Annotated in this window: 15 protein-coding genes; 4 read left to right on the forward strand and 11 right to left on the reverse strand. The window is 44.4% G+C overall.

The window, feature by feature from the left end; all coding sequences use genetic code 11:
• Positions 1-24 precede the first annotated feature (24 nt).
• From P2W83_RS13345 to P2W83_RS13360, 4 genes are all read left to right on the forward strand, one after another.
• Positions 25-1,425 (forward strand): dicarboxylate/amino acid:cation symporter, encoded by a 1,401-nt coding sequence (locus P2W83_RS13345; protein ID WP_276134242.1) that lies wholly within the window; start codon positions 25-27, stop codon positions 1,423-1,425.
• A gap of 68 nt (positions 1,426-1,493) precedes the next feature.
• On the forward strand, positions 1,494-2,204 hold the full coding sequence (locus P2W83_RS13350) for a DedA family protein (protein ID WP_276134243.1): 711 nt from the start codon (positions 1,494-1,496) through the stop codon (positions 2,202-2,204).
• Positions 2,204-3,427, forward strand: a complete 1,224-nt coding sequence (locus P2W83_RS13355; protein WP_276134244.1) for an MFS transporter — start codon at positions 2,204-2,206, stop codon at positions 3,425-3,427. Before P2W83_RS13350 ends, P2W83_RS13355 begins: the two co-directional genes overlap by 1 nt.
• Positions 3,428-3,841: 414 nt before the next feature.
• Positions 3,842-4,807 (forward strand): hypothetical protein, encoded by a 966-nt coding sequence (locus P2W83_RS13360; RefSeq protein ID WP_276134245.1) that lies wholly within the window; start codon positions 3,842-3,844, stop codon positions 4,805-4,807.
• On the opposite strand, the gene mqnE is transcribed toward P2W83_RS13360, so the two are convergent.
• The 11 genes from mqnE to P2W83_RS13415 form a co-directional block, all read right to left on the reverse strand.
• On the reverse strand, positions 4,804-5,949 hold the full coding sequence (gene mqnE / locus P2W83_RS13365) for an aminofutalosine synthase MqnE (protein WP_276134246.1): 1,146 nt from the start codon (positions 5,947-5,949) through the stop codon (positions 4,804-4,806). The two genes, P2W83_RS13360 and mqnE, sit on opposite strands and share 4 nt — an antisense overlap.
• Entirely contained in the window at positions 5,949-7,286 is a 1,338-nt protein-coding gene (locus P2W83_RS13370) for a zinc-dependent metalloprotease (RefSeq protein WP_276134247.1), read from the reverse strand. The genes mqnE and P2W83_RS13370 overlap by 1 nt, the downstream gene beginning before the upstream one ends.
• Positions 7,287-7,338: 52 nt before the next feature.
• Positions 7,339-7,947 carry a bifunctional nuclease domain-containing protein gene (locus tag P2W83_RS13375; RefSeq protein ID WP_420831801.1) on the reverse strand — a complete coding sequence of 203 codons (609 nt, stop codon included), beginning with the start codon at positions 7,945-7,947 and terminating at the stop codon, positions 7,339-7,341.
• A 62-nt stretch (positions 7,948-8,009) separates the two neighbouring features.
• Positions 8,010-10,526 (reverse strand): DNA gyrase/topoisomerase IV subunit A, encoded by a 2,517-nt coding sequence (locus tag P2W83_RS13380; RefSeq protein ID WP_276134249.1) that lies wholly within the window; start codon positions 10,524-10,526, stop codon positions 8,010-8,012.
• A gap of 160 nt (positions 10,527-10,686) precedes the next feature.
• Entirely contained in the window at positions 10,687-11,106 is a 420-nt protein-coding gene (locus P2W83_RS13385; RefSeq protein WP_276134250.1) for a hypothetical protein, read from the reverse strand.
• Between the two features lie 46 nt (positions 11,107-11,152).
• Positions 11,153-11,596 carry a hypothetical protein gene (locus P2W83_RS13390; RefSeq protein ID WP_276134251.1) on the reverse strand — a complete coding sequence of 148 codons (444 nt, stop codon included), beginning with the start codon at positions 11,594-11,596 and terminating at the stop codon, positions 11,153-11,155.
• A gap of 95 nt (positions 11,597-11,691) precedes the next feature.
• Positions 11,692-13,713: a TonB-dependent receptor plug domain-containing protein gene (locus P2W83_RS13395; RefSeq protein ID WP_276134252.1), complete on the reverse strand. Its 2,022-nt coding sequence runs from the start codon at positions 13,711-13,713 to the stop codon at positions 11,692-11,694.
• A 29-nt stretch (positions 13,714-13,742) separates the two neighbouring features.
• Complete coding sequence (locus tag P2W83_RS13400) at positions 13,743-14,261, reverse strand: hypothetical protein (RefSeq protein ID WP_276134253.1); 519 nt, start codon at positions 14,259-14,261, stop codon at positions 13,743-13,745.
• Between the two features lie 15 nt (positions 14,262-14,276).
• Positions 14,277-14,885, reverse strand: coding sequence for a hypothetical protein (locus tag P2W83_RS13405; protein WP_276134254.1), 609 nt, complete (start codon positions 14,883-14,885; stop codon positions 14,277-14,279).
• A 2-nt stretch (positions 14,886-14,887) separates the two neighbouring features.
• A complete protein-coding gene (locus tag P2W83_RS13410; RefSeq protein WP_276134255.1) occupies positions 14,888-15,670 on the reverse strand; it encodes a (Fe-S)-binding protein in 783 nt (260 codons plus the stop codon).
• A gap of 22 nt (positions 15,671-15,692) precedes the next feature.
• Positions 15,693-17,030 carry a 4Fe-4S dicluster domain-containing protein gene (locus P2W83_RS13415; RefSeq protein WP_276134256.1) on the reverse strand — a complete coding sequence of 446 codons (1,338 nt, stop codon included), beginning with the start codon at positions 17,028-17,030 and terminating at the stop codon, positions 15,693-15,695.
• Between the last annotated feature and the right edge of the window lie 24 nt (positions 17,031-17,054).

Below are 17,054 nucleotides of genomic sequence, written 5' to 3' on the forward strand. Positions count from 1 at the left end.
ATCTTGCACCTATAATACGCACGCATGGCTGAAATGACCGCAAAAAAAGGCAACCGCCTTACTCTATATATTATTATCGCTCTTTTTGCTGGTATAGGTTTAGGTTTTTGGTTGAACGGCAGTTATGTGAAAGAAGAGAACAAGATCATTGCGGCTAACGAAATACTGGTTAGCAAATTACAAGCACAGATGAAGGGCGTGGCGGACACTACAAACCCTGCTTATATCGCACTGGCTGCTCAAAAGAAAGAAGCATCCTCGGCAAAGAGCGCGGCTCTTGAGTCGCGTGACAAGAAACTTGAGCCATTCTCTTTGCTTGCTGATATTTTTATACGCCTGATAAAAATGATCGTGGCACCACTGGTGTTTTCTACACTTGTAGTGGGTGTAGCCAAGTTAGGCGATATACAGTCAGTGGGACGCATTGGAGGTAAAACGCTCTTATGGTTCTTCGGGGCGTCATTTATCAGCTTATTGTTGGGCCTTATGCTGGTTAACCTTTTCCAGCCAGGTGTTGCGATGAAGTTGCCATTGCCAGATGTGACTGCAGATACAGGCATCAAGAAAACTGCACTTACGCTGAAAGATTTTCTCTACCATGTTTTCCCATCCAGTGCCATAGATGCCATGGCTAAGAATGAAATACTGCAGATCGTAGTGTTCTCTCTGTTCTTTGGCGTGGCTACTGCGGCAATTGGTGACAAAGGACAAATTGTAATTAAAGCCTTAGATGCAATAGCGCACGTCATATTAAAGGTAACTGGCTATGTGATGAATTGTGCACCGCTGGCTGTATTTGGAGCCATGACAGCTATAATTGCTAAGCAGGGTCTGGGTATTTTAACCACATATTCCATTTTCATTGGTGAGTTCTATCTCGGGTTGTTGTTATTATGGCTGGTGCTTTTATTGGCCGGTTCTTTGTTTATCAGGGGACGCATATTCACGCTTATGCAGCGTATTAAAGAGCCTATCATGCTTGCGTTTAGTACCAGCAGCAGCGAGGCCGCGTTCCCCAAGACCATGCTCGAACTGGAACGTTTTGGCTGTAAGGACAAGATCGTAAGTTTTGTGTTGCCGTTAGGTTATTCGTTCAACCTGGATGGTTCTATGATGTATATGACCTTTGCTTCGCTATTTATTGCGCAGTCATACGGCATACATCTTGATTTTGGTACGCAAATGAGTATGCTCATGGTCTTGATGCTTACCAGCAAGGGAATAGCTGGCGTTCCTAGAGCTTCACTAGTAGTTATTGCCGGTACTCTTGCTACTTTCAATATTCCCGAAGCCGGCCTTGCACTGTTGTTAGGTATCGACCCTCTCCTGGATATGGGCCGCAGCGCTACAAATGTTGTAGGTAATAGTGTGGCTACGGTGGTTGTTAGCAAAATGGAAAAATCGTTAGAACATCCACATACTTAGGCACTTCTACCGTGCTTTTTTAAGCTTTATTTAATTATTTTCGCCACTCATTAGTTTGTTGACGGATCATGCACGATTTCATAGAGTTTTTTAAGGAGTTGATGAACGCCGAAAAACTGGCGGCGCTGGTAATGGCATATGGGGGGTTATACCTTGTTGCCCTGATCATTTTTGCTGAGACCGGTTTGTTTGTGGGTTTTTTCCTGCCTGGCGACTCGCTGCTATTTGTTACCGGGTTAATGATTGCCAACTCTCATAACCCGTTCGACAGCGGAGCCATGAACCTGCTTTACTGGATAACTTTGATCACAACTGCGGGTATCTTTGGGAACTCTGTTGGGTATTGGTTTGGCCGAAAGACAGGTCCGTTGCTGTTTGAAAAGCGCGATACGCTTCTTTTTAAACGTAAGCACGTGTTGCAAGCAAAAGAGTTCTATGATAGAAAAGGTGGTGGTGCTATTGTCCTTGCCCGATTCCTGCCGATCGTGCGTACGTTTGCGCCTATCGTTGCAGGAGTAGTGAAAATGGACAGGAAAAAATTCTTCTTTTACAACGTTGTAGGTAGTATTGCCTGGGTAGCTAGTATGACGCTCGCCGGTTATTTTCTTGGCGAGTTCGAATGGGTAAAGCATAATTTCGAGAAGATTGTAATAGGGCTGATAGTAGTAACAACTGCTCCAGTTCTTTTCAAAATGTTCTTTGGGAAGAAAAAGTCTCCTGTTCAGGAAGTAGGTGAGGATGTAGTAGAGGAAGTCTTCACACCTTCTGATAAAAAATAATGGACCAAAACAGGCAAGTATCTTTATTTAGTATCCCGGTGCTGGTAGCTGCACTGGGATATTTTGTTGATATATACGATCTGCTTCTATTTAGCATCGTACGTATCAAAAGTCTGAAGGATTTGGGATTGGCAGATGCCCAGATCACCACCGATGGCCTTGAGATCATCAACAACCAGATGTATGGCCTGCTGATAGGTGGAATACTTTGGGGCGTGATGGGTGATAAAAAAGGAAGGCTTAGTGTGCTGTTCGGTTCTATACTGCTGTATTCACTTGCTAATATTGCCAATGGTTTTGTTCAAACTGTAGATCAGTATGGATGGTGTCGTTTTGTAGCGGGCATAGGCTTGGCTGGTGAGCTCGGTGCCGGCATCACATTGGTTAGCGAGCTGATACCAAAGGAAAAAAGGGGAATCGCTACATCTATGGTGGCAGGTGTGGGCTTAACAGGCGCGGTCGCGGCATATTTCATTGCGCAAAATTTTGATTGGCGGGTTTGTTACTACATAGGCGGTGGTTTGGGACTTGCATTGCTGATGTTGCGCATCAGCGTATTTGAATCCGGTATGTATAAGAGCATAGAGGATAAAGCGATCTCAAAAGGTAACTTCCTAATGTTCTTTTCCAATGGACGTCGGTTTAAAAAATACGCTTTAAGTATCCTGGTGGGTCTTCCAACATGGTATGTTATTGGCATTCTTGTTACGTTCTCGAAAGAGTTTGGTAAGCTGTTCAATATTAATGAAGAGGTGAAACCAGGCTTGGGTATCATGTATGCATATGCGGCGATATCAATAGGTGATATTCTTATCGGTTTGCTCAGCCAGGCATTGCGTAGTAGAAAGAAAGCTCTGTATATTTTTTACGCCATCACGGCTTTGGGCATATTACTTTTCTTTACGCAGGACGGAGGTTCAGCCAGCCGGATGTATTTTATTTGTGCTTTGCTAGGGTTCGGTACTGGTTTCTGGGCAATATTCGTAACAATGGCCGCAGAACATTTTGGTACCAACCTGCGGGCAACGGCGGCGACTACCGTGCCCAACATGGTGCGCGGAGCATTGCCATTAATAGTTCACTTGTTTACATCTTTGCAACCGTCTTTTGGTTTTGTAAATGCGGGAGCCATAACGGGTGTTATCGTGATGGTTATAAGTGTGGTAGCAGCCTTGCTGACCGAAGAAACATTTGGAAAGGACCTGAACTTCCTGGAGGAATAACCAGGGTTGCGTTATTTCAACTGTAAATAGATGAGCAGTGCATTATCAAATACAGTGTCTTCTGTTAAAAAACGACTAAATCCAGCTGTTGTTTGCAGCATATCATTTCTGCTCAATCTAGTTGCCTACTATCCGGGCTTTCTTACTTCAGATTCTCTAGATCAATACCAGCAGACACTAACACGACCCTATAAAAACTGGCATCCACCAGCCTTTACGTTATTATGGCAGCTTTTGAATAACATATACGAAGGGCCATTTTTACTGTTATTCATGCAACTGGCCTTGCTATGGGGAAGCGGGTATTTGCTTATGAAAACTGTGCAGCACCGTGCTTGGAGAATCGCGATATTCGTCTTTTCCTTGGCGCCTTTTGTACAAAACTTTGCCGGATGTGTTGTAAAAGATAGTCAAATGGCCTTGACCTGGTTGTTTAGCTTTGCTGTCTTATTCAGGGCATATATTACTGGTAAGCACCTGCCTGTAGCAGGTGCATGTATCACGTTTATTTTGTTGTCATACGGCACATTCGTACGTATTAATGCATTGCCCGGTGCTATACCTCTTTACTTTTTTTGGGCGTGGGTTGTATTCGGTCGGGCTAAAAAGGTCTTTTCGATAACGGCATTTATGCTGTTATGTCTTGTCGGAACTATTGGGAATAAGGTACTGGAGAAGATCATAATTGTAGAAAATAACCACCCTCAAAATAAATTGTTCTTACACGACCTTGCCGGGATATTCGTTAGGACAGGTGATAATGTCTATCCCCAACTTTCTTATAGCGAATCAAGCTTTGATACAAGCTATCTGCGTCAACATTATCGGGCAGCCACCTACGATAATATTTTCTGGAATAAGGATAGTAAGATGAAATGGAACTATCCTGACTCCACTTACGCGGCAGAACTGCAAAAAGCCTGGGGGGCGGCCGTAAAGAAACATCCGGGAGCATACCTCTCACACAGGTTTGAATCTTTTCTCTATTTTTTAAAGATCAAAACAGGTCCCGAAAAATACTATTCAGCCTTCTTTTGGATACATGAAAATCCATACGGGTTTGAATTGAAGAGAAATTTTCTTTGGTATGTATTTGTTTACCCGGTTTTGGCACAAGGCATAATGTTTTACATGAAGCCGTGGTTCTGGCTGCTACTTTGTATAGTATTATTGACTCGAACTTCGGCTATACACAATCGGAAACTACAAACTCCTTATATTGTTTTGCTCACTTCAGCATTGCTGTATATTTTACCGCAATTCTTCATCTCGCAGACCGACACGGAATTTCGCTATGTATACTGGAGCTGTATCGCATGCGCACTGGCAGCGATCATCTACCTGTTTCGTAGCAGACTTCAGCAAATAACAGCGGTTTAAGCTGTTGTGTTCTCGTAGATTTTTATCTCATTGTACAGAGTATCCCGCTCTACCGGCGTTTTGCCCACGGCGGCAATAAGATCACAAAGCTGCTCTGTACTCATGGCTGGAGTCTGTTCTTCCGAGCCTGCCATCGAGTAGATCTTCGTTGTATCGTCAATGGTGCCATCCAGATCGTTCACGCCAAAGGCTAGCGTGAGCTGCGCAGATTGACGTCCAAGCATTGGCCAATAGGCTTTAAGATTTCGGAAATTATCCATGAAAATCCGCGCAATGGCATACAAACGCATATCCTCAATTACGGATACTTCAGGAATGTGAGACATATCATTGTCTTTATTCCGGAACTTCAGTGGTATAAAGCAATTGAAACCACCGGTTTTGTCCTGGAGTGCCCTTAACCTGCTCATATGGTCGACGCGGTGTGCATAGCTTTCTACATGGCCGTAAAGCATTGTAGCATTACTGTGCATACCTAAGTTATGAGCGGTTTCATGTATTTTCAACCAACCTTCACCGTCTACCTTATCTGCGCAAATTTGTTCACGTATTTCGGGATGGAATATTTCTGCACCGCCGCCCGGTAATGACTGCAGACCTGCGTCTTTAAGACGCTGCATCCCCTCTTCTATGCTCAGCTTCGCTTTACGGAACATGTAGTCTAATTCGACCGCAGTAAAACCTTTAAGATGCAGATCTGGCCTGTGAGCCTTTATTTTGGTCAGCAGTTCACAAAAGAACTCAAGGTTCATTTTTGGATGTACGCCACCAACAATATGCACTTCCGTTACAGCTTGTCCGTCGTACTTGCGAACTATGTCGAGCATTTGTTCGATACCCATTTCCCAACCTTCATCACGATGCTTGTATAGACGTGAGTAAGAGCAGAAATTGCAGGTAAAGACACACACATTGGTAGGCTCAATATGGAAGTTCCGGTTGAAGTATACCTTATCTCCGTGCAAACGCCTGGAGATGTGTGCTGCAAGCGCACCTACAAAACCCAATTCTCCTTTCTCAAAAAGCAAAACGCCTTCCTCTTCGGTAAGGCGTTGCTGGTTTTTAACTTTGTCTGCTATCGCTAGCAGTTGTTTATCAGAATATTGTTTTGCTACTTCTTCTATGCTAAGCTGCGGGATCATTATTGCAATACTATTTTACTCGTCACTGTTCCTTCTTCAAACTGGCTTTGTACAGAGTACACACCGGCTGGTAAACCTGACAGGTCAAAGGTATAAATAGTTTTGCCGTTTTCTGAATTGATTTGCTTTATAGACTGTCCCATCATATTTATGACGTGAATGCTTTTTAGCGTCTGCGTGTTTGAAAAGCTAATTGTAGCCAGACCATTTGTGGGATTAGGGAAGATCTCAACGGTAGTAGTTTGTGCGATGTCGTCTACCCCCGTTGGCCATTGGAGTACTTCAGGATGCTGTGTAAGACCCACAGACGGACCACCAGGCGCAATTTGCGCAAGCATGCGTGTCACTTGTCCCTTAGTGAACATTACTGTGCACTTGTCGCCCGTATAGTCCATGTAATTCATATACATTTCTCCACCAGTTTGGGGAGAGTTAACACAATTTGCGATGACAGTCGGGAAACTGCAGTTTTGATTAGCATCACTTTGTTCTGGCGTATCACCCACCTCATCATCATCTCCGCACTGACCAGAACCAACATTGGTATTGCCCCAGATGTGCCACAGATTAAAGAAGTGACCCATTTCGTGTACAAGGGTGCGACCACTGTCTGCGCCTGTCACATACGCACCTACACTAGGTGATTTCTTCTGTCCAAAAACCTGATAGTCGATCACGATGCCCTGGAATTGAGCGATGCCCAACAACGAAGCGTAATTTGGGCTATATCCCCAGCCCATCAAACCAGGATAGTTAATATTTACTATCCAGACATTAAGATATTTTTCAGGGTCCCAGGGGTCAAGGCCACCAGCAACAACATCTTTCATGCTGTCAGTTTGCTTTCCATAGCCGCCAAAACCTACAGGCGCTACTTTCACCTCTACGCCCAAGGTTCCTTTTCCATCTGGTTTGCGGTGAGGCAAAGTAAAATATACATTGGCGTGGCCAAACCGAGATTTGAAGGCAGTATGCATTTTTGTGCTATCAGGGTTCTGTCCGTTAAAATCCCTGTTTAATGCATCTAATTGAAGCGTTGCTCTTTTGTAAAGACCTTCAACGCCACCGACCTGATTTATTTCCGCCTGGGTAAGAACCACATGAAAGACCACCGGTATCATCGGTGTGGCTGTGGTCTTTTGAGCTGTATTAGCGATCACCTGATCGTAAGCCGCAACTTGCTCATTTACATCTTTTTTAAATTGTTCGTACTTGGGCAGGAAGGTTGGGTCGTTGGCAAGTTTGTTGTTCAGTAAATCTGTGTGCGCGCACTGTTGGGCATTAGCATTTCCTACAGCTGCAACCACTAAGGAAGCAGCAACTAACAATTTTTTCATTAAAAATAATTAGATTGTATTTAACAAATAGACAGTCCGCAATTTACGGAAATTATTTCGATTTACGGGCGTTGATCTCGTCCCTGATGTTAATGGCCCGAACATAATCTTCCTGGTCTAAGACCTGCTGCAGAAGCTTGTTTAGGTCCTCAAGGCTCATATTTTTAAGATCTTTATCGCCGCCTTCCACCTTACTGCCAGTTCCTGTGCCAGCTGCGGCCTTTGTTTCAGAGGATGATGGGTCGTCAGTTTGGTCAAGATATAGACCGGCTGCTTCTAATATATTCTCGTAAGTGTATATACGACAGCTTGCGCGAACCGCCAGTGCAAGTGCGTCAGATGTTCTGGAGTCGATTTCTATTGTTTCGCTACCGTTTTGGCAAATGAGTTTTGCAAAGAAAATACCTTCCTCAAGTTTGTAGATAAGCACTTCGGTCAGGTCGATACCGAACGTTGACATGAAGTTGGCAAAAAGATCGTGAGTCAGTGGTCTACTTGGCTGCATGCGCTCCAAAGCTACGGCTATAGCCTGCGCCTCAAACCCACCAATTACAATAGGTAATCTGCGAAGCCCATTTACCTCGCCGAGCACGACTGCATAAGAATGGGTCTGGGTGATACTATGGGAGAGCGCAACAATTTCCAATTCTATCTTTTTCATTACTCAGCGATCTTTCAAATCAGTTATTTGTGAAGGTAATAATTTTTCCAAAAATGAACATTTTAAAACAAAGTTGGTGCTTTTGCTTCATTACCTTCTTCTTCAGTTTCAGATACTAATGATGCTTCTTTTAGGTCATTGCCTGCAATTCGCGTGCCTACAGCCTTCCAGCCGGTTACGTCTACAACCTCTTCCAGTGCTACTTCTTCTTCAATAAGCTCAGACTTCTTCTTACCACTTCTTAGCACTACAATGGGTTGCGGGTGGGTTGTCACCAGCTCCAGGAAATTTCCATCGCCTTCTCTGATGAACAAGTATTTGTTTTTCAGTGACTGAGATTCGATCTTGAAGCGCTTAGCGTTATACTGATCAGATTTACTGTCATAATAAATTGCGCTGACTATTTTTTCGGGTACGAACTTTTCGATGAGTAGTATCGCGTCTGTATCGTATCGGTTAGTCAATTCAAAATCAGTAAGTTCGTATGAACCGTCCTTATAGAAGGCAATAATGCGATCGCTATCTTCAAAACTGCCCAGGAAAATACCATTGCCGTCTTTGTTGAGCCTGCCGACTGTATTGTCATACCAGATTTTTTGACCTGACAGGGTAGAGCGGCCTTTCTCCTTGAATTTGACGCTCTTTACTGGATACTTCGTCACCTGGTTACCCTGTGCGCTACGGCCTTTTATTTCCAACTCTTCAAAGTAGAAATCAAGAACTTTTACGCGCGCTTTGCTTCCTGGCGAAAGAGTGATGGTTACCACCTCAGCCTCGCCATTAGGGTTCGCTGTGAAGTACAACAATTTGCTATTGGGATTGCCTTTGGTCAGGTCGTACTCTTTATCGCGGGTAATGCCGGTTACATTGAAGCGCTTACCGTAAGCAATGCCAGTCTTGCCATCCACATAGATCATGTTGTAGGTGGTGCGTTCATCATTTTTCACAAACACCGCCAGGTGAATAATATCCTTGCCTACAAACACTTTCTCTGCCACTTTGGTCACCATCATTTTGCCATCCTTGCGGAAAACGATGATATTGTCAAGGTCAGAGCAATCAAAAGCAAATTCGTCCTTCTTTAAGCTGGTGCCTATGAACCCTTCTTTGTAGTTTACATATAGCTTAGTATTTGCAATAGCCACAGTATGCGCCTGTATTGTTTCAAACGGACGGATCTCGGTTTTGCGTTCGCGTCCTTTGCCATACTTTTTCAAAAGGTTTTCGTAGTAGGCTATTGCGTAATCGTTGAGGTTCTCGATATTGAGTTTCACGTCTTCTATACTGGCCTCAACACCCTTAATGTGCTCATCAGCTTTAAAGCTGTCGAATTTTGAAATACGCTTGATGCGTATTTCAGTTAGTTTTACGATATCCTCTTGTGTTATCTCTCTCCTGAATTTCTTCTTGTAAGGTTTCAACCCAGCGTCTATGGCATTCAGTACGCCCTCCCAGGTTGTCTGCTCTTCTATATCGCGATAGATACGTTTCTCGATAAATATCTTTTCCAGCGACGAATAATGCCAGTCATCTTCCAGCTCGCCAAGTTTTATCTGCAGCTCTTTCAGCAGCAGGCTCTTTGTATGCGTTACAGAGAGTTTGAGTAGGTCAGATACACCTATGAAATGAGGTTTTTCCTCAATTATGACGCATGCGTTGGGAGATAGAGATATCTCGCAATCAGTGAAGGCATACAATGCATCAATCGTCTGGTCAGTGGAAACACCCGGGGCCAACTGTATGATCAGTTCTACATCTTTAGCAGTATTGTCGGTTACCGATTTGATCTTGATTTTTCCACTGTCGTTAGCCTTCAGGATGCTATCAACAAGCTGGCTAGTCGTGGTGCTATAAGGCACGTCTCGTATAGCCAGCGTCTTTTTGTCTACCTCTTCAATGCGTGTACGCACGCGCACACGGCCGCCCCGCATACCATCATTGTAGTTGCTTACGTCCATCATAGCGCCCGTAGCAAAATCAGGGTACAACTCAAATTTGCGCCCTTTAAGGTGCTTTATTGAGCATTCCAGGAGTTCGCAAAAGTTATGGGGCAATATTTTCGTCGATAAACCCACGGCAATACCGTCGGCACCTTGTGCCAACAGCAGCGGAAACTTGAGGGGAAGAGTTACCGGCTCATTTTTGCGGCCGTCGTAGCTCAATTGCCATTCCGTGGTTTTAGGGTTGAATGCAACATCCAATGCAAATTTCGAAAGGCGGCCCTCTATGTAACGAGCAGCAGCAGCACTATCACCAGTTCGCACGTCGCCCCAGTTACCCTGTGTGTCGATCAGTAGGTCTTTCTGCCCAATGTTGATGATAGCATCGCCAATAGAAGCGTCACCATGCGGGTGGTACTGCATGGTTTGCCCGATCACGTTGGCGATTTTATTGTATCGGCCATCGTCCATTTCCCGCATAGCGTGCAATATGCGTCGCTGCACGGGTTTTAGGCCATCTTCTATCGCTGGAACAGCTCGTTCCAGTATAACATAGCTTGCATAATCCAGGAACCAGCTTTCATACATCTGGTTAATAAATACCGAGTTTTGCTCGGCATGTCCGTTCTGTTCGCTCATTGTTCTGTCGTCCGGTCTTTGGTGCAAAAATATTCGCAATTCGCGTTGAAAAACATTAAATTTTGTGCAATGTGTATTTCGGTTGCTATGGCGTGAGTAAGAATTGTCAGAAAATGAAAAGGTCCGGCAACTGCCGGACCTTTCTTTATACCTGAGCTGGTTATTGTACAGTCAAAGTAAGACTCACTTTGTTGATAAGTCCGTCGCGGTTTACCACGGCAAATGTATACTTGTCTACAGCAGCAGCATCCTCAGTTGTGATATTGTAGTCATAGCTGAATTTATCGCCATCGACACCTGTGAGATTTTGTGTGTATACGGTAGATTCTGCGCCATTATTCCTCGAGCGTGTGATCGTGAACTTCGTGAGCACGTCTTTGTCTTCGGTTTTTTCCGCGTTTATGCCAATTTTTACAGCCGTTTTCCTGGCAACGGTGGCGTCAGACGATGTATAGCCTTGTGTAGTTTTAAATTCGATCTTTGGCAAAAGACCTTCATCTTCGTCTTTATCGCAAGAAGTGAGTGACAGTGATCCGATTGAAAGCAATGCGATGGCAGCTGCAGTAAATATTTTCTTCATTTTTTATAAAATTTGAGTGTGATTTATTGTGTTGGTTGGATTGTATTTAGGCCCATATTGTTTCCGGAGGCTGACTAATAAATCGTTTATAGCCGCAAGACGGCCTGTCGTTTGTTTCCGGTGTTTTGGGTGTAAGGGGCCTATAAAAAGGTATTACGGGTAGTGTTGCTATATTATGTGAGGCATATGGCCAGAAAAAAACTATCGGCTTAGGTGTTCTTTGTGGTTTGGTCTCAATGTTCCTACTGAACTGCCTGTGAAGTTCAGATTCATCTTCATCTTGTATCACAATGCATCTTACCGTATCTACATCTGTTGTATATGATACAAGATCGTACATCGTTCCATTGAGGCATATTTCGTTTTCGTTTTTATCAAAAAGGCGCTCGAACTTTTGTGTGCCTAAAGAAAGTTGTAAAAAACGGTCGTTATCTCTGACCCTATTCCTGATAGCTTCTCTTTGTTCGGTTTTAATGCTCTGTACTTGCATTGAGTAATGCAGTGGTTGTATAAAATGCAGGAACCATGCACCAATCAGTACATACAGGATGATTTGTGGGCAATATTTTAGAAAAGAAAGCACCGTTACTTCACCTTGAGCTGAAGGCTGGCTGAAATTATGAAATTAATGCCCTGGTTGTATAACCCATAGTATTTTATTCGGGACAAGTGATCCGTGTAAGCTTTATCAAGCAGATTTTTACAGGAGGCCTGTAGGCGAACGTTGTTACCTTTTATTCGCGCGGTCGTGCCTGCATGGATGTTCACCAGGGCATAATCAACAGTCGTTGTCTCAAATTGTGCGGGATCATTTTGAGGAAAAACATATTCCAGCTCTGGCTCAACAAAAAATAATTGGCGTCCGGTGTTATCAGATCTGCTATAGTTAACTGATGACACTGACCTAAATGCCGGGATAAATGGAAGATTGCCTCCGGTTGTGAACTCTCCTTTCACCGCGGAGAAGGTTTCTTTGATGTTAAGGTTGTTTAGCGGTGTTACTGTAGCGATCATTTCGCCTCCATATAATGTTGCATCCTGCTGTATGTAACGGTATCGCGGAAATCCATACCAGTCTGGCTCTTCTGATAGTGTGAGGTAGATGTAGTTGGCAAAGTGGTTATAAAATCCCGAAGCGGAAACAAAGAGCTTTTTGCCGGTCAGTTCTATCTCCAGATCTCCGTTTATGTTTTGTTCCATGTCCAGCACTGGATTGCCAATTTCGGCCCTGTAGGTGCCTTCGTGCAATCCATTCGACGATAATTCGGCCAGGTTTGGTGCGCGGTTACCCGTCGCGATATTGCTTTTTACAAGCAACCATCGGGCAGGGCTGTAACTAAGTCCGGCGATCATATTGAATGAACCCCGGTTATTACTTATAGGTCCTAAAGAAGTATCCGGTGTATTATCATTACCCACGTTAAGGATACCTGTTTTGAATGTCTGAATGCGCTTGTAATTATACCCGGCGCCAGCTTCGATAACTACTTTGTTTAAGTTATAATGAAGAAATGCACCGAGATTATTCTCGGCCATCTGTGCATCTGGTATTAGAATGCGTTTCCCGTAATTGGTATTGTTTTCGTACGTCAGTTGCTGGTTGACTACGAATTGCAGGTTGTTGCTAACTGGTTTTTCCCATCGCGCGTTTTCCAGCAATGATAGCAAATGCATATCAAGACTTATTTCTCCGCCACCTTCATCCTCTTTTCGGCGGTTGCTCTGTATGCCTGCATTTATTTTAAGTTTCGAACTCTTTAAATCAAATGTGTTTTGCGAACTGAATACGTTGAGTAGGACATTGTGGTGAGGACCGCTCATAGCGCGCGCGCCCCGGTTGTCTTCATCAAAAAACTGGGGTAGCCCTTCCATGATAAAGCCCATCTGGCTATAGGAAAAGTTGTAAGCATTGTTTTGCTCCCACGATCCTTTCTTGAAACCATAGCCCGCTTTAAGATAATAGCCATTGTTACGTGAGTTCAGCACACGATCACCCTTGCCGTCTAAATAGTCTGCATGTGTTTCGATACCAGCCCTAATACGCCACCATTTATTGTTTTTCAGGGAAGAATAGCCGACATTGGTTAAAGTGCCGAGCGTATTAGAATACATCCTGGTGTTGACATCGAGAAATTTGCCTTGCAGATCGGGTGTTTCTTCAATGATATTGATAATGCCGCCAACAGCATCGGTACCATATAAAATAGATGCCGGGCCTTTGATGACCTCTACCCGGTCTATACCTATTTGCGAAAGTCCAAGTCCATGTTCGTCCTGGAATTGCTGATTGTCGAACCGCAAACCGGAAAGCAACACCAAAACGCGGTTGCCATACAGGCCACGAATAACTGGTTTGCTGATGGCAATGCCTGTGCGCATCTGGTTGATACCGGGTACCGTCGACAATGCGTCAGAAAGGTTATTAGGAGAGGTGAATTCCAGTTCTGTTCGGGAAAGGGGAACAATATTTAGGCATGATTGCCTGGAGGTAGTGGCCTCAATGCCTGAAATAACCACTTCCTGCAACCTGTTGGTATCAGTTACCTGTGCGAACGCGTTGTGTTGAAAAAATAGGCATAACAGCCCGGCCAGAACCAATCTCTTCATTCCGATAAAGATAGCTATTGGGAGGCGTTTTATGTAGTAACAGGCAAAGAAACGCGGCTAGCCAGCCAGCTTTCGCCCAACGGTATCAACCATCCGTTCAACAACTCTTTCCTGGTTGCGGCGATGTTATTAAAGAATAACGTATCCCTGGTGAGAAACCCTTTGTCGATAGCATACTGCACCTGCCCAAACGGAAGCATCTCGGCCTTGTCTTTTACGAGGAAGGTGAGGGTCATCCTGTCAAACAGGTTTACACTATACTGGCGCTCTATGCTTTTGATGATACGTACAGATGAATCGGTGCTACAGCCACTAACGCTTACGTCGGTTTCGTCGGCCATCATAACTATGAACTGTTTGAACAGCAGTTTTGCCCAGCCTTTCACAGGATCCCCATGTGAATTCCATTGAGTGTAAAATTGGTAAAGCTGTTCGTTTATCTCATTCTCCTCTTTTTCGGAAAAAGGCCTGTTGCTTTGGTATATCCAAACCCGTGCGTTGTCTGAAAAATCGGCCGGTATGATATTCACTAATTCCGCTATCTGCATAGATGCAAAGTTACGTCAGAAAGTTTGATGCATCAGGCCTGTAGAATGGTCAAGATTGTTAATATATTCGTTAAGCATTCTAGCCATCTCGTTATGGTGACGTTTCCTCGCAAAAAAGCTCCAAACCGAAGTGAAGTGGCTGTTTAGTAATATGCGTTTGTCGTCTGCAATAAATAGTAATATTTCGCGGTCTTCTTCACCAGCGCTGATATTGCGGCTAAGTATCTGAAATACTTCCGGTATGTCTGGATGCTGGGAAAATGCAAGGTGGTGGAGTTTCAGGAACTCTTGTACCAGCACCCTGTTTTCCGCTATGTGATAGTCGGTAGGAACACTAATGAATTTTAGTGATTGCAGGTATCGAATGATGCTTGCCGAAAAATTGGTTACAACCGCAATCGCCATCAGGATACTCAATGTTGCCGGGCGTTCACCGCGTCCAGCTCTGTCGTAAACAGAGGCCGCAATGGTGATCAAAAGCAGGATAAGAAAAATACCGCTAAACACTGCGGGCAGCAACCTTTTGGCTTTGGGTCTGTATTTCAGGTGTTGCCTGATGTAGGACATTTCATTTACAAGGTCGTCACTCCATCGTGCTTCACTGCTTTGAGGTAATGCTTTCATAATTAGTCTGCCAGTGAGCGGGCTACCATTTCAGCTATGTCCAGAACGGCAACGCTGTCTTCCTTCTCTTTGTTTTTTACACCATCTGTCAGCATAGTAGTGCAGAAAGGACAGTTAGCTGCTATTATGTTAGCACCTGTTTCAATAGCCTCTGAAGAGCGATCGAAGTTGACACGGGTATTACCGGCCTCTTCCTCCTTGAACATCTGTGCGCCACCGGCGCCGCAGCAAAGGCCATTAGTACGGCAACGCTTCATTTCTATCAGCTCCACATCCAGCGCTGCCAGTACTTCACGGGGCGCTTCATATATGCCATTGCCCCTACCCAGGTAGCAGCTGTCATGGTAGGTGATCTTTTTGCCTTTGAATTCGCCACCGCCTTTCAACTTTACCCGTCCATCATTTATTAACTGCTGAAGGAAAGTAGTGTGGTGAATAACTTCGTAGTTTCCACCTAGAGGGGGGTATTCGTTCTTGATAATGTTAAAGCAATGCGGGCAAGCTGTAACTATTTTCTTTACTTCATATCCATTCAATGTCTGGATATTGTTGTAAGCCATCATCTGGAAAAGAAACTCGTTGCCTGCACGACGAGCAGGGTCGCCGGTACACATTTCTTCCTTACCAAGGATAGCAAATTTTACACCCACCTTGTCGAGTATCTGGGCAAAAGCTTTTGTTATCCTTTGCGCCCTTTGGTCAAAGCTGCCCGCGCATCCAACCCAAAACAATACTTCGGGAGTTTCGCCGTTAGCCATATACTCGGCCATCGATTTTATATGCATGTTTTTGAATTCTAAAAGTTGATTAAGCTTGTGCGTTCAATTCTTCTGCCCATTTGTCGCGTTCGTCGGGGCTAAACTTCCAGGGAGCCATGTTGTTCTCTACGTTACCGAACATGAGGTTCCATTCCTGCGGACTGTTACTTTCTTCCATCACCAGATAGCGGCGAAGTTGTTGAATGATATCAAGCGGCTCTATACCCACAGGACATGCTTCAACACATGCCTGGCAGGTAGTACATGCTCTCAGTTCTTCAACTGTGATATAATCATGCACAAGTGATTTGCCATCGTCCTGGAACGTCTTATTCTTGTTAATATTTTCACCCACTTCTTCCAGCCTGTCGCGAGTATCCATCATTATTTTGCGTGGCGAAAGTGCTTTGCCTGTTAGGTTAGCAGGACAGGCTGCAGTACAGCGACCACACTCTGTGCACGAGTAAGCATCCAATAGGTTTTTCCAGCTCAAGTCCATTATATCCTTAGCGCCAAAACGCTGCTGTACGGGCTGAGAGCCATCGGTTGGAGCAGCAGGAGCCAGTTCTGGTTGCATCATATACAACACTTCATTCTGTATCTCCTTCATGTTCTTCATCTCACCCTGTGGTTTCAGGCGCATGTAGTATGCATTTGGGAAAGCCAGGATAATGTGGAAGTGTTTTGAATATGGCAGGTAGTTCATGAAGATCAGCACGCCTATAATGTGCAACCACCAACCTGTGCGCTCTATACCGATCAATGTTTCATTCGACAAGTTCTCAAACATGCCTGTGAAATTGCTCGTGATCCAGAACTGTGAGGTAATAGTATAATGTTCGGCGCCACGGCTTTGCAGTACAAGGTCGGCTGTGTTCATGGTCAGGAATAGACTCATCAATATCACCTCAGTAATAAGGATGATATTAGCATCATTGCGAGGCCATCCATTCAGCTCCTTCAGATTAAGGCGACGCACCTTTGTGATGTTTCTCCTACCGAGGAAAATAAGACATGATACAAGCACCAATACAGCAAGTATTTCAAAAAAACCTATTAGTACGGCATACAAAGAGCCTAGGGGTGCGGCAAACAGTCTATGATGCCCAAGTACACCATCCAGTAATATTTCAAGAATTTCGATATTGATGATAATGAAGCCTGCATAAACCGCAAGGTGCAAAAAAGCTGGTAGCGGCTTTTTGAACATTTTTTGCTGTCCAAGTGCCAAAAGCGTCATGTTCTTCCATCGTTGGCCGGGGTTGTCGTTCAAGTCCTCATCCCGTCCCAGCAATATGTTGCGACGGATCTCGCCGACCTTTTTTGCAAATAAGAAAATGGAAACGCCCGCGAGTATGATAAAAGCTATCTGCTGAATAAGCTGCATGTAGGCTGTATTTGAAAGGCCGAA

Origin of the sequence: Polluticoccus soli, from assembly GCF_029269745.1 — a bacterium.
GTDB classification, from domain to species: Bacteria; Bacteroidota; Bacteroidia; order Chitinophagales; family Chitinophagaceae; genus Polluticoccus; species Polluticoccus soli.